This is a genomic window from Gordonia amarae NBRC 15530 (assembly GCF_000241345.1).
In the GTDB taxonomy this organism is placed as follows: domain Bacteria; phylum Actinomycetota; class Actinomycetes; order Mycobacteriales; family Mycobacteriaceae; genus Gordonia; species Gordonia amarae.
This window is the reverse complement of record NZ_BAED01000025.1, coordinates 1-13,383: the sequence shown is the minus strand read 5'-3', so window position 1 is coordinate 13,383 and position 13,383 is coordinate 1. Positions and strand designations below refer to the sequence as shown.

The window sequence follows — 13,383 nt, the reverse complement described above, 5'->3', positions numbered from 1 at the left end:
CCGGCGAGGGACGCGCATAACGCCACCACCGCCAAAAACCGCACCCTCACACGTCCCGCAGATACTCCAACTGCGTCTTCACCGACATCTTCGCCGCCGGCCACAGCTTCTTGTCTACGTCGGCATACACCCGCTTGACCACCTTCATCGGTTTCGCCTCGTGAGGCGACTTGCCCATCGCATCGAGCGCGGCGACGATCTGGTCGATCCGTTCCTCCCGGTGCGCCTTGTAGAACCGGGCCACGGGGATGAGCGCCGGGTGGTCGGGTCCGTGTGCCGGCAGCAGGTGGCACTGCTCCCCCTCGACGATGAGCCGGTTGAGCGAGTTCATGTAGTCGCGCAGACCGCCGTCGGTGGGGTCGAGGACGGTGGTGCCGCTGCCGAGGATGGTGTCACCGGTGAGCATCGCCCGGTCGTCGCCGTGTTCGACGAGGAAACTCACCGAGTCCCCGGAATGCCCGGGGGTGAACAGTACGGTGATCTTCAGCCCGGCGGCCTCGATGACCTCCCGGTCGCGTAGCGGCGGCGCGTCGCGGCAGTGTTCGTCGAGCCGCGCCCGCGTGGGCACCTTGGTGCGTTTGTACAGTTTCGGGATGGCGCCGACATGATCGTGGTGCCGGTGGGTGATCAGGGTGAGCACGATGCCGGGCTGCTCGGCGATCCGCTTGACGTGTTTGCCGTGCCGCGGCGGACCGGGGTCGACGATCACGCATTCGGGATGGCCCGGGGCCCGCAACACGTACGTGTTGGTGCCGTCGAGCTCCATCATGCCGGGGTTGTTGCACAGCAGCACCGACGCGAACGGCGTCACCGGCCGCAGCACGCCATACGCGGGGTGGGCGGGGGCCCCGTCACGAACATCTTCGGTCATCTTTCGCACACTACGCCGCCCGGCATCCTCTTCTTCAGTCCCCGGTTCCGTGCGTTGTTCCATCCCGGCCCGGAGACCGGCGCTCACGCATCGGCGGTAGCGGAATCGGTCGCGGCCGGGGCCAGGACGATGTCGAAACGGGCTCTCGTCCACGGGCCGTCGATCGCCCGGCCGTCGGGGGTGGCCGTTCCCGCGGGCTGCTCGGCAAAGTCCTTGATCAGCGACTCCTTGACCCCGAAAACACTGTCCCTGTCGAGTAGCTCGTCGCCGCGCACGAAGATGTGGGTGACGAGCCTGCGGCACCCTGGCGCGGTCACCATGAAGTGCAGATGCGAGGCGCGGTACGGGGAGCGGCCCACGGCCTGCAGCATCGCGCCGACCGGCCCGTCGTACGGGATGGGGTACGGCGTCGGGGTCAGCCCCCAGAAGCGGTAACTCCCGTCGTCGTCGGTGAACAGGTGCGCGCGGGCGGCCACCCGGCCGTCGGTGTACTGGACGTCATACAGGCCGTCGTCGTCGGCCTCCCACACCTCGATACGCGCACCGGGCAACGGCGTCCCGTCGGTGTCGGTGACGGTGCCCTCCACCCAGCACGGCTGCCCGGACGCACCGAAGGACATGTCGCCGCCGCGTTCGATCCGGGGTGCGTCCTCGACGAAGAACGGGCCGAAAACGGTGGCCTCGGTGGCGTCCCGGTACGCCTCGTTGTTGATGGCGATGGTCTGCATGGATGCGCCGAGGGTGTCCGACAGCAGAATGAATTCCTGACGCCTGTCGTCGGTGATATGCCCGACGGCGGTGAGAAACTCGATGGCCCTGGCCCATTCGTCCTCGGTGAGCCGCACCTCACGCAGGAACGAATGCAGGTGCCGCACCAGCGCCAGCATCACCTGTGCGAGCCGCGGGTCGGTGCACTGGTCGAACGAGTGCACCACCCGGTCCAGCACATCGTCCTCCGCGGCCACCTGCGCGGCCGAGAGCGCCGGATGGGGTGTCTCGTGCCGGCTTTCGGCGTCGGCGAGCCGGATGTCGATCTTGTTCTCGCTCATTGTTGTTGAGATCCTGTCTGGTTGTCGTGGCCGGCCCGGACGGCGTCGGGATCGTCCCCCGACCACGCCGCCCGCAACAGTGCGGTGAGCGAATCGGTGGTGACGGGTGTCGGGTTGCCGGCCGGTATCGCCGCCATGATCGGCGTGACGGCCTCGGCGATGCCGGCCTCGGGCATGCCGTAGTCCTTCAACGCCACCGGGGCGTCGAGCGTGTGCCGCAAGGCGCTGAGCCCGGCGCCGGCGGTGGCCGACCCGAATGCCTGCGCGATGCGGCGTTCCGCCCCGGGGGCGTTGGGGGCGTTGAACGCCAGCACATACGGCAGCACCACCGCATGGGTCTGCGCGTGCGGCAGGCCGAACATGCCGCCGAGGACGTGGCAGATCTTGTGATGCATGCCCGATCCGGCCGAGGCGAAGCTCACCGCGGCCAGATAGGCGCCGTACAGGGTCTGTTCGATGCCTGCAAGACGTTCGTCGCCGACCGCGTCGGCGAAGCCGGTCAGCCCGGCGGCCAGCGCCCGGATCCCTTCCTGCGCCAGCGCCTGGTCGATCGGATCCGTGCGGGGACCCCACATCGAATCCACGCAGTGCGCCAACGCGTTCAGCGCGCTGGCCACCGTCAGCTCCCGGGGCAGGGAGGTCAGGAGGGTGGCGTCGTAGACGACCGCCGCCGGCAGCACCCTGTCGTCGACGCCGGTGGTCTTGATGCCGTTGTCGGTGAGCCCCCACACGTTGGTCGCCTCGCTGCCCGAGTACGTCGTCGGCACCGCGACGATCGGCAGTCCGGTGTCCCGCGCGACGGCCTTGGCCAGCCCGGTGGCCGAACCCCCGCCGATGCTGACCAGCATGTCGGCACCCGATCCGGCGGCGGCCGCACGGGCACGTCCGGCCACGTCGACCGGTACGTGCATCACCACTTCGTCGTGGCGCAACACGACGGGTACCTGTTCGGCGATCCTGTCGGCCTGCGCGCTCTCCCGGTCCGAGGCGATCAGCATCACCCGCGACGCCCCGAGTTCTTCGGCTTCGGCGGCCACCGCCTCGGGCATCGCCTCCGCCGCGAAGGTCACCCGCTGCGGCAGTGTCCGGTGCCGGAATGCCCACGTCATCGGCCGAGCACCGTGGTGAGCGCGGTCCGCAGCGCCGCTGTCGGGTCGTCGGGCACACTCATTGCCCGCCAGGCGATGTGCTTGTCGGGCCGGACCAGGACCGCACCCGATTCCTCGACCTCACGCTGCCGCGCCCAGTCGTAGTACAGGTCGGTCACCGCCTGGCCCGGTCCGATCACGACGGTGTCCAGCGGAACCCCGAGTTCGCGGGCGACGGTGCCGGCCGCGTCGGACCACCCGCCCCCGGAGATACCGGTGAACAGGGTCCAGCGCGTGTACGGGGCCAGATCCATCATCGCCAGCCGGGTGGTGTTGTCGCCGACCCAGGCGTGTGGCAGATGAGCACCGGGTGACGTCGACACCGCGTAGTACAGGTCCGGGTCCTGTTTGCCGGGCTCGGGAACCGGCCGGGTGCCGTCGGAGACGATGGCGGCGGATTCATAGAATTGCCCCAATTCGACTCCGTGAGCGTTGAATTCGTAATTCTTCGTCTCCATGGCGTGGACCAGCTGCGCTCTCTTGGCGGCACCGGCGGGTGTGTCGGCCTTACGCTCCTCGAGGGCGGCGGCCATCTGCGCGCCGTCGAGTCCGACAACTCCCAGGGCCTCGAAGATGTCGCCGAACTCGCGTGCGGACCTGTTGGCACGGGTCACGATCCGTTCGGCCACCGGCGCCCGTTCGGCGGTATAGGTATCCAGCAGCGACTCGGCGGCGTAACCCTGCAGCACGGCGGCCAGTTTCCACGCCAGGTTGTACGAATCCTGAACAGAGGTGTTGGAGCCCAAGCCATTTGACGGTGGGTGACGGTGGATCGCGTCACCGACACAGAACACCCGGCCGCGCTGCAGCGTGGTGGCGTACATTTCGTTGACACCCCACAGGCTGTAGCCGGTGATCTCCGGTTCCAGCTCGGGCATACCGAGCAGATCACGGATGATGCCGACCGCCATCTCGTCGTCGAGTTCCGGTGCGGGACCGTTGATGTCATAACCCCAGACGATCAGCCATTCGTCCCACGGCCGGACCATCCGCACCAGCCCGGTGCCGATGCCGCCGACGTTGGAGCCGGGCTGGATCACCCAGTACAGAACACTCGGGCGGTGGTCGACAAGTGCGGAGATGTCGGCCTTGAACGTGATGTTCATCGATCCGGCGATATCCATCTGGCCTTCGTAGGGCAGATCGATGTCGGCGGCCACATTCGAGCGGGCACCGTCGGCCCCGATCAGGTACTTGGCCCGGATCCGGTATTCGTAGCCGGTGAGCCGGTCCCGCACCTGCACCACCACACCCTGATCGTCCTGGGTGTGGCCGCAGTACTCGGTGGAGAACCGGGTCTGGGTGCCGGCGACCGTCGCGTTGCGCACCAGGATCGGCTCCAGATAGGTCTGCGGGATGTCCACGACCAGACACGGCGACGCCAGCCGGTAGTCGGCCTCCCGGTCGGGTCTGGTGCCCCAGGTGTGGATGCGCCCGATCTCCTCACCCGCGATCGACGTACAGAAGACGGTGTCGCCGATCAGGTCGTGCTCGGTGGCGTCGGCCAGCACCTGATCCTCGATACCCATGTCGCGGAAGATCTCCATCGCCCGCTGATTGGTGATGTGCGCCCGCGGCGTATTGGCGGTCCACCGGTATTTCGTGATCATGATGTTGCGGACACCGAGTCTGGACAGGAACAGCGCGGCCGACGCCCCGGCCGGGCCCGAACCGACGATCAGAACGTCGGTTTCCACCAGTTCGCCACCGGGGATTTCCGTCTCGACGATCCCGTCATTGAATACCGGCATGAGTTCACCTTTCTGCTAGAACAGATTCAGTGTCACCGGTCACACCTGGTGGACGAAGAGAGCGGACAGCAGATGGCGGAAATGAGAATGTCGGGAGCAGGCGACGGGCCGCGCCGCGACGGCACACCACCGCCGATCCTGCGCCGCACGCAGGGTTTCGAGGTTCCGGGAGGCGATGCCGGCGCGGTCCGGCCCTGGGAGGAGTACAACGCGGCCACGCTGATCGAACTGTCGTGCACGGTCCCCGCGGCGCAGACATTCCGGGCCCGCGAGGTGAACCTGCAGCTCGATCAGGTGCATCTCGCGCATGTGACCGGAACCGCGCACAGGGTGCACCGCGACCGTCCGATGGTCGACGATCGGCCCGGTGACGCGATCGCCGCCTATGCCGCACTGCGTGGTGAGGTGCAGGTAGAACACGGCGGCGTCCGGACCGTGATGCGGCCGGGTCAGATGCTGATCTGCGACGTCGACACACCGTTTTTCCGGCATTTCGGGCGCGGCGTGCAGGAATTGGTGGTGAAGGTTCCCCGCACGGTGCTGACGGAGCTGACCGGTGCGGCCGAGGTCACGCCGGTCGTGGTGGACACCGCCACCGCAGCCCATGCGAAAGCCCTTGTGCGACTTGCCGGACAGGCTGTGGCCTCACCCGTTCCGGTCCCTGCCGACGAACAGGCGGCGATCGAACTGGTCGCGGTACTCGCCGGCGACGGCCGGGTCCGTTCGTCGATCGCATACCGCGCCGCCGCACGGTCTTTCATCGCCGATCACCTGACGGACCCGACGCTGTCCGCGACGGACGTCGCAGCGGCCGTGGGGATCTCCGAACGGCAACTGTCGCGGATCCTCGCCGAGGCCGGCACGTCGGTACCCCGCCACGTCCTCGCCCGGCGCCTCGACCTGGCATACGGCATGTTGACCGGGACGACCACCGGCGTGCGGGCCACCGACGTCGCCGCGCGGTGCGGTTTCACGTCGACAACATATTTCTCGACGGTGTTCAAACGCCGTTTCGGGGTGACGGCCCGGGACGCCATGAGATGGCAACCGGCACTGACGATGTAAACGCGGCGACGGCGTCACCAGGGACGGCCGGCCACCCCGTCGGCGGTGTCACTGACCCTGTCTTTTGATACATTTGTATCAACAAATGGAGGAGACACGCGACAGATGATCCGGACGACACCACCGTGGACGCCGCTCGCAGTGGCCTCGGCAGGCCAGTTCATGCTGGTCCTCGACGTGTCCGTGGTGAATGTCGCCCTACCCGACATCCAGTCCGGCCTGGCGATGGCCGACGGCACCGTGCAGTGGGTCGTGACCGGCTACGCGCTCACCTTCGCGGGCGGACTCCTCGTCGGCGGCAGGCTCGCCGACCTCTGGGGCGTGCGACGGGTGTTCATCGCGGGATTGCTGCTGTTCACCGCCGCGAGCATGGTCGGAGGCCTCGCCGATTCGGCCGCGATACTCATCGCCGCCCGCGCTGTGCAGGGCATGGGTGCCGCGATCGCGTCCCCCGCCACCCTCACCGCCATCACAACGACCTACCCCGAGGGTTCCCTTCGGACGCGCGCGATCGCCGTCTGGACCGCGGTCAGCCTCGTCGGCGGCGGCGCGGGCACGATCGTCGGCGGCCTGCTGACCGACGCGGTCTCGTGGCGCGCAGTCCTGCTCATCAATCTCCCGTGTGGCGCGGCGGTGATCGTGGCCGCGCGGGCGCTGCCGTCCGGTCACCGACACGCTCCGGCGCGGCCAGACGCAGCCGGCGCCGTGTTGATCACCGCGACGCTGCTCGTCCTCACGTATGCCGTAAGTTCGGCGTCCGCGGCATCGGCGTCGGCGGTGTCGGCCGTCGTTGCTGCCGTAGTGCTGCTGGGTGTGACGATCCTGTACCAACGCGCGTCGCCGTCACCGTTGCTCCCCCGGCACCTCTGGCACAACGCGTCTCTGGTGCGCGGGAATCTGCTGGTACTGGCGGTCGGTGCCTGCTTCCAGGCGCCGATCTGGTTGTTCCTCACCTATGTCATGCAAGGTTCGCTGGGCCTGTCGCCGGCGCAGGCCGGTCTGGGGTTTGTGCCGCTGACCGTGGTGACCGCGCTCGTCGGTGTGTGGGCTGCCCCGGCACTGCTGCGGCACCTGGCCCCGTTCACGGTGATCGGCGCGGGTGCCGCGATCACCGCCGCCGGGCTGTTCTGGCCCGCATGCGCCTCGCCCACCGGATTCGTGGCGTCGATCCTGGGACCGTCGGTCATCATCGGGATCGGCGGTGGGCTGCTCAACACACCGCTGAGCATCGTCGCGACGTCCGGGGTCGACGAATCCGATGCCGGTGCCGCATCGGGCCTGCTGAACACCGCCAAACAACTCGGTGGAGCACTGGGATTGGCCGCACTCACGCCACTGACCCACGGGTACAACGAGTTCGGCCCGGCCTTCGCCGCACTCGGCGGGGTGATGATTGCGGTGGCCCTCACCGCCACCGCAATCAGAATGAAAGGTGTTGATTCCCATGCCCGTTCGCGTTGATCACGACGCCCGACGCACCCAGATCATCGACGGTTTGCTCGCGCTGGCAGCAGACCGCGGTCTCGGTGAGGTGACCATGCGGGGCGTCGCCGACGCGGCCGGGGTATCACTTCGCCTCGTGCAGTATTACTTCGGCACCAAGGAGCTGCTCATCGCGGCGGCCATGGACCATCTCGCCAGGTCGAGCGAACAGCGCCTACGCGAACGCGTCGACGCCCTCACCGAGCCCGTGACGTCCCGAGCACTCATCGAGGCCTATCTCGCCGAGGCCCTGCCCGACGATCCGCCGAGCAGACAGTTTCACCTGGTTTTCCGGGCCTTCTTGGCACTGGCCGCCACAACGCGGTCGCCGCTTCGGTCGCCGGCTGACGGGGTCCGCATCAACCGGAACCGGCTGCTCGGCATCCTCACCGAGGCAGCGCAGAGCGGCGAACTGACCCCCGGCCACGACCCCGCGCTGGAGACAGACCGGCTGATGGCACTCGAACACGGCATCGGCACCGGCATCCTCATCGGGCTCTACACTCCGCAGACCGTCGCCCCGATACTCGCCCAGCATCTCGACGAGTTGTTCACCGCCTGAAGCGCACTCACACGTCGAGCAGGTAGAGGATAATCCGGCACCGACGTTCAGATCGGTGATTCGGGACAACCCCTGGGCACTGACCGGTCTGTTGCTCTGGACGATGTCCTCCGTGCTGGTCGGTGCCATGGCCGTCGGTGCACCGGCAGCGGTTCTGCCACATCACGGCACGGGTGCATGGGCCGGCCTGGCCACCTGCATGGCCGTGGGGAGCCTCGCCGGAACACTGGTTGCCGCGACGACGAGCATCTCCTGGAATGTCGCCGGACCCGCGGTCGGCGCCGCTATCGCAATGCAGGCCTGCGCCCTGGCGATCTACATCGTAGGCGGCTCAACGGCTTCCGTGGTCGCGCTATTCGTGGCGTTCGTGATCGGCCCAACCGCGGTGACCCTGGGCGGCATCATCTGGACCACCACGCTGCAGACCGAACTCGACCACCGGCCGCTTGCCCGCCTCAGCTCCGTCGACCAGTTCCTGTCGTCGGCCGCGGTGCCTGCCGGAATGGTCGTCGTCGGCTTGCTTCCCGCAGGCTCCCCGACGGCAGTCATGCTTGTCGCTGTTGCCATTCCCGGCGCCGTGCTCGGTTTTCTCGCCCGGAGATCGAAGGTTCCGCGCAGTGCGACAGCACTCCTGACCTGAACCCCACCTATGTCCGGTGGCATCGCAATTATTGTGATGCCGCCGGACATAGGTGGGGTTCAGGACGGGAAGGTCAGGCGACCTCGACGATCAGCTCGACCTCGACGGGCGCCGCCAGCGGCAGTTCGGCCACACCGACCGCCGAGCGGGCGTGTACGCCGGCGTCGCCGAAGATCTCGCCGAGCACCTCGGAGGCTCCGTTGATGACCTGGGGCTGCCCGGTGAATCCGGGTGCCGAGGCGACGAAACCGACCACCTTGACGACGCGGACGATCGAGTCGAGACCGACGAGCGCGTCGACGGCGGCAAGCGCGTTAAGCGCGCACTGGCGGGCGGCGGCGTACGCGTCGTCGGGACTCACCACGCCTTCGGCGGTTTCACTGACCTTGCCGGTGAGCGGCAGTGCGCCGTCGACGATCGGCAGTTGTCCCGACGTGTAGACGAGGTTTCCGGTCTGCACCGCGGGCGTGTACGCGGCGACGGGCGGCACGACCGCCGGCAGGGTGATCCCGAGTTCGGTGAGACGCTGCGACCAGCTCATTCCGGTCAGCCCTTCGGTCGCTTGAGGTAGGCGACGTGCTGTTCGCCGGTCGGGCCGGGCAGCACACTGACCAGTTCCCAGCCGTCGGCGCCCCACTGATCGAGGATCTGTTTGGTGGCATGGGTCAGCAGGGGCACGGTCACGTACTCCCACGCGGTGAGTTCACTCATGGACCTACCCTAACCGGCGGGGTCTTCCCATTAAGGTGATCGGTGTGGTCAATGAGGTACCCCTAACGCCCGACGCGTCGTCGCAGACCGACGTCTGGCCCGCCAGTGCCGCACGCGCGCGGCTGCATTTCGTGTCCGGCAAGGGCGGCACCGGTAAGACGACGGTCGCCGCCGCGCTGGCGCTCGCGCTGGCCGCCGACGGCAAGAAGGTCCTGCTGGTGGAGGTAGAGGGCCGGCAGGGCATCGCGCAGCTCTTCGACATTCCGCCGCTGCCGCCCACCGACACCCGCATCGCCACCGCGGAGGGCGGCGGCGAGGTGTCGGCGCTGGCCGTCGACATCGAACACGCGCTCCTGGAATACCTGGACATGTTCTACAACCTGGGTTTCGCGAGCCGGGCGATGAAGCGGATCGGCGCCATCGACTTCGTGACGACGGTCGCTCCGGGTCTGCGCGATGTCATCATCACCGGCAAGATCAAGGAACGCATCATCGCCGTCGACAAGCAGGGCAAGGCGGTGTACGACGCGGTGGTGGTCGACTCGCCGCCGACGGGCCGCATCGGGTCGTTCCTGGACGTCACCAAGGCGATGGCCGATCTGGCCAAGTCGGGCCCGATCCGCAACCAGAGCGAGGGTGTGGTGCGTCTGCTGCATTCGGACCAGACGGTGGTGCATCTGGTGACGCTGTTGGAGGCGATGCCGATCCAGGAGACCATCGAGGCGATCGACGAGCTGCACAGCAAACAGCTGACGATCGGGACGGTGCTGGTCAACCGGGTGCGCAGGCCACTGTTGCCGGAGGCCGAGGTCGATGACATCGCCGACGGCCGGATCGACGCCGGACGTATCAAGGAGCAGCTGGCCGACGCAGGGTTCCACGCGTCGGACGCGGATGTGGCCGGGTTGCTGACGGAGACCATCGACTACGCGCGCAGGCATCAGGCCCAGCAGATAGCGCGCGGGCAACTGGACAATGTGGACCTGCCGGTCCTGGATCTGCCGGAGATCGGCGACGGCATCGACCTGGGTGCGGTGTACGAGTTGGCGGGCATGCTGCGGAAGGCTGGTGCGTAGATGGCTGTCGACCTGAAGATGGCGTCGATCCTGAAGGATCCGGGCACGCGCGTGGTGATCTGCTGCGGTGCGGGCGGGGTCGGTAAGACGACGACGGCCGCGGCGATGGCGATGTATGCCGCCGAGCAGGGCCGACGGGTGGCGGTGCTGACGATCGATCCGGCGCGCAGGCTCGCGCAGTCGCTGGGGATGACGGCCCTGACGAACGAACCGCAGCCGGTGCAGCTCAACTGTGCCGGGTCGCTGGACGCGATGATGCTCGATATGCGTCGCACGTTCGACGACATGGTGATCGAGCATTCGACGCCGGAGCGGGCGGCGGCGATCCTGGAGAACTCCTTCTATCAGACGATGGCGTCGTCGTTCTCGGGGACGCAGGAGTACATGGCGATGGAGAAGCTGGGCAAGCTGCTCTCGGAGAATCGCTGGGACCTGATCGTCGTGGACACGCCGCCGTCGCGGAACGCGCTCGATTTCCTGGATGCTCCGAAACGGTTGGGTTCGTTCCTGTCGGGTCGTCTGATGAAGATGCTGGTGGGCGGCGGCCGTGGGGTGGGCCGGATGGTGACGGGCGCGATGAGTCTGGCGATGCGCGGGGTCTCGACGATCATCGGCGGCGACATGCTGCGCGACGTCGCGACGTTCGTGCAGTCCCTCGATTCGATGTTCGGCGGTTTCCAGGAGCGGGCGCTGAAAACCTATGAGCTGCTCAAGCAGCCCGGCACCCGGTTCGTGGTGGTCGCGGCCGCGGAGGCCGACGCGCTGCGCGAGGCCGCGTTCTTCGTCGACCGGTTGTCGGAGGAGTCGATGCCGCTGGCCGGCCTGATCCTCAACCGCACTCATCCGAATCTGACGTCGGTCACCGATTCGTCGGTGCAGGTGGCCCTGGATCGGGTTGCCGACGAGCTGACCCGCGGGGTGCTCACCATTCACGCCGACCGCGCCACGACGGCCAAGCGCGAACTCCACCTGCTGCAGCGCTTCACGGCAGCCCATCCGGCCGTCCCGATCGTCGGTGTCCCGGCCCTCCCCTTCGAGGTCGCCGACAAGGCCGCCCTACAGGCGGTCGCCGAACAGATAGTCAGCCGGGGGTGACTCTCGCCTCCGCGGGTTAAGGTGCGAGGAGCGTGAGCGACGAGCCTCGAAACCCCGCACCATGACAACGTCGTCTCACCGGGTTTCGAGGCTCATCGCCTGGCGGCTCTTCGCACCTCAACCACCGGGAAACACCTGTTCTGGACCGAGGAGTGAGCCGGGGGAGCTTGCGAGCCCGCGCGAACGAGGAGGGAAGAACACGACTCCTGGCCCTGCCGGCCCGCGATCCGCGAGCCTGCGAGCGGGCGCCCACCTACCGCAACCACCACGGTCTGGAGGGCCGTCGTGTTCTGGACTGAGGAGCGCGAGGGAGCCTGCGACCGAGTGCGACGAGGGAAGAACACGACTTCCGGCCCGCAAGACCCGCGATCCGCGAGCGAAGCGAGCGGGCGCAATCCTACACAGCCTGGCGGCGCTTTTGGGCTTCGAAGAATTCGGCCCAGGAGGTGACTTCGGGGTGCTGGCGCAGGAGGGCGCGCCGCTGGCGTTCGGTCATGCCGCCCCAGACTCCGAATTCGACGCGATTGTCGAGGGCGTCGGCTCCGCATTCGAGCTGGACGGGGCAGTGTCTGCAGATGGTGGCGGCTTTGCGCTGGGCTGCGCCGCGGACGAACAGTTCGTCGGGGTCTCCGCCGCGGCATCTGGCCTGGGAAACCCATACTTGCCGATCTTCTCCGATGAAAACCGCCGCTGTCGCCATCCGCCGACCCTTTCCTTCGCCCTGTCTCAGCGTCTGCGCGGTGCGCGTGTGACCTGGTCGCCCGGTGTGGGAGCACCGGCGGGCCGCAATCACAACGAGTACTGCGCCACTCTGGAAATCGAATGTTACGTGAGTCACATTCGATCCTTAATCTAGGGTTCCGCGATTGCGTATGCAAGTCCAGGAGCGGACAAAATTGGCACCACCGTCCAAACGGGTGGCAAGGTCCGGAAGTCCCGCGTCGGTCCTCATCGTCCCGACGGCCCGCCGGGTGTGGAGGTTTGACGGCGTCGTGTGATCGGCACGTATCCTGTCGGGGTGTTGCTGCTGAAGAAGCTCTGGCCCCTGACCTGGGCGTGCCTCCTGGCGGGAGTCCTCGTGGCGGGGCTCCTGTACCCCGCGGCGAGCGGGCTGGGAGTGGTGTCCAACCGGGCGGCGTCGGCGGTGGAGAACGTGTCGTCGGAGCTGGTCGACGGGGCGATGCCCGAGGTCACGACGATGACCGATGTCAACGGCAAGCCGCTCGCGGTCCTCTACGACCAGTACCGCTATCAGGTCGGCTACAACGACATCTCGCCGAACATGATCCGCGCGATCATCTCGATCGAGGACCGCCGGTTCCTGGAGCACGACGGCGTGGACTGGAAGGGCACGATCCGCGCCGCGCTGAAGAACTCGTCGTCGGGTGAGGTCCAGCAGGGTGCGTCGACGCTGGATCAGCAGTACATCAAGAACTATCAGCTGCTGGTACTGGCGCGCACCGAGGCCGAGCGCGAGTCGGCGGTGGAGACCACCCCCGCCCGTAAGCTGCGCGAGGTGCGGATGGCGCTGACGATGGAGCAGACACTGCGCGATCAGGCCAAGCGGGAGAAGGGTCTGAGCGACGCCGCCGCCAAGCAGGAGGCCAAGAAGCAGATCGTCACCCGGTATCTGAACGTGGTGCCGTTCGGCAACAACTCGTACGGCATCGAGGCGGCCGCGCAGACGTACTTCGGCAAGAAGGCGAAGGATCTGACGCTGGCCGAGTCGGCGCTGCTGGCCGGCACCGTCCAGTCGAGCGAGGCGCTGAACCCGTACACCAATCCTGAGGGTTCGTTGGAGCGCCGCAACACGGTGCTCGACACGATGATCACCAATTTCCCGGAGATGCGGGCGGAGATCGAGAAGGCACAGGCCGAGCCGTTGGGGGTGCTGCGCAAGCCGCGCACCCCGCAGCAGGGCTGCATCGCGGCC

14 protein-coding genes are annotated in these 13,383 nt (G+C 67.5%); 7 read left to right on the top strand and 7 right to left on the bottom strand.

All coding sequences use genetic code 11. The features are described from left to right. Positions 1-46 precede the first annotated feature (46 nt). The 4 genes from GOAMR_RS07695 to GOAMR_RS07680 form a co-directional block, all read right to left on the bottom strand. A complete protein-coding gene (locus tag GOAMR_RS07695) occupies positions 47-871 on the bottom strand; it encodes an MBL fold metallo-hydrolase (RefSeq protein ID WP_005185085.1) in 825 nt (274 codons plus the stop codon). An 83-nt stretch (positions 872-954) separates the two neighbouring features. After that, positions 955-1,920: a hydroxyquinol 1,2-dioxygenase gene (locus GOAMR_RS07690; protein ID WP_005185082.1), complete on the bottom strand. Its 966-nt coding sequence runs from the start codon at positions 1,918-1,920 to the stop codon at positions 955-957. Then, on the bottom strand, positions 1,917-3,029 hold the full coding sequence (locus GOAMR_RS07685) for a maleylacetate reductase (protein ID WP_005185071.1): 1,113 nt from the start codon (positions 3,027-3,029) through the stop codon (positions 1,917-1,919). Before GOAMR_RS07685 ends, GOAMR_RS07690 begins: the two co-directional genes overlap by 4 nt. Continuing rightward, positions 3,026-4,819 (bottom strand): FAD-dependent oxidoreductase, encoded by a 1,794-nt coding sequence (locus GOAMR_RS07680; protein ID WP_005185069.1) that lies wholly within the window; start codon positions 4,817-4,819, stop codon positions 3,026-3,028. The genes GOAMR_RS07685 and GOAMR_RS07680 overlap by 4 nt, the downstream gene beginning before the upstream one ends. Positions 4,820-4,891: 72 nt before the next feature. On the opposite strand from GOAMR_RS07680, the gene GOAMR_RS07675 reads away from it, so the two are divergent. From GOAMR_RS07675 to GOAMR_RS07660, 4 genes are all read left to right on the top strand, one after another. Further along, positions 4,892-5,884: a helix-turn-helix domain-containing protein gene (locus tag GOAMR_RS07675; protein ID WP_005185065.1), complete on the top strand. Its 993-nt coding sequence runs from the start codon at positions 4,892-4,894 to the stop codon at positions 5,882-5,884. A gap of 105 nt (positions 5,885-5,989) precedes the next feature. Beyond that, positions 5,990-7,345 carry an MFS transporter gene (locus GOAMR_RS07670; protein ID WP_005185063.1) on the top strand — a complete coding sequence of 452 codons (1,356 nt, stop codon included), beginning with the start codon at positions 5,990-5,992 and terminating at the stop codon, positions 7,343-7,345. Next, entirely contained in the window at positions 7,329-7,928 is a 600-nt protein-coding gene (locus GOAMR_RS07665) for a TetR/AcrR family transcriptional regulator (protein WP_005185060.1), read from the top strand. Before GOAMR_RS07670 ends, GOAMR_RS07665 begins: the two co-directional genes overlap by 17 nt. Positions 7,929-7,983: 55 nt before the next feature. After that, positions 7,984-8,568: an MFS transporter gene (locus tag GOAMR_RS07660; RefSeq protein ID WP_005185057.1), complete on the top strand. Its 585-nt coding sequence runs from the start codon at positions 7,984-7,986 to the stop codon at positions 8,566-8,568. 73 nt (positions 8,569-8,641) lie between these two features. Here the strand turns inward: GOAMR_RS07660 and GOAMR_RS07655 are convergent, their stop codons facing one another. Together GOAMR_RS07655 and sp36 are read right to left on the bottom strand one after the other, a co-directional pair. Beyond that, positions 8,642-9,109, bottom strand: coding sequence for a RidA family protein (locus tag GOAMR_RS07655; protein WP_005185055.1), 468 nt, complete (start codon positions 9,107-9,109; stop codon positions 8,642-8,644). 5 nt (positions 9,110-9,114) lie between these two features. Beyond that, positions 9,115-9,279, bottom strand: a complete 165-nt coding sequence (gene sp36 / locus GOAMR_RS24470; RefSeq protein WP_005185054.1) for a Sp36 family protein — start codon at positions 9,277-9,279, stop codon at positions 9,115-9,117. Between the two features lie 44 nt (positions 9,280-9,323). Here sp36 and bagA point away from each other — a divergent pair, with 44 nt between their 5' ends. Together bagA and bagB are read left to right on the top strand one after the other, a co-directional pair. Further along, the gene (gene bagA, locus GOAMR_RS07650) at positions 9,324-10,355 is read left to right on the top strand and encodes an ATPase BagA (RefSeq protein ID WP_005185052.1); all 1,032 of its coding nucleotides are present in this window, start codon (positions 9,324-9,326) and stop codon (positions 10,353-10,355) included. After that, positions 10,356-11,450: an ArsA family ATPase gene (bagB, locus tag GOAMR_RS07645; protein ID WP_005185048.1), complete on the top strand. Its 1,095-nt coding sequence runs from the start codon at positions 10,356-10,358 to the stop codon at positions 11,448-11,450. 397 nt (positions 11,451-11,847) lie between these two features. On the opposite strand, the gene GOAMR_RS07640 is transcribed toward bagB, so the two are convergent. Continuing rightward, positions 11,848-12,150, bottom strand: coding sequence for a WhiB family transcriptional regulator (locus tag GOAMR_RS07640; protein WP_040514685.1), 303 nt, complete (start codon positions 12,148-12,150; stop codon positions 11,848-11,850). Between the two features lie 324 nt (positions 12,151-12,474). Between GOAMR_RS07640 and GOAMR_RS07635 the strand changes: the two genes are divergently transcribed. Further along, the coding region (locus GOAMR_RS07635) for a transglycosylase domain-containing protein (protein WP_040514697.1) at positions 12,475-13,383 on the top strand (909 nt) is incomplete at its 3' end.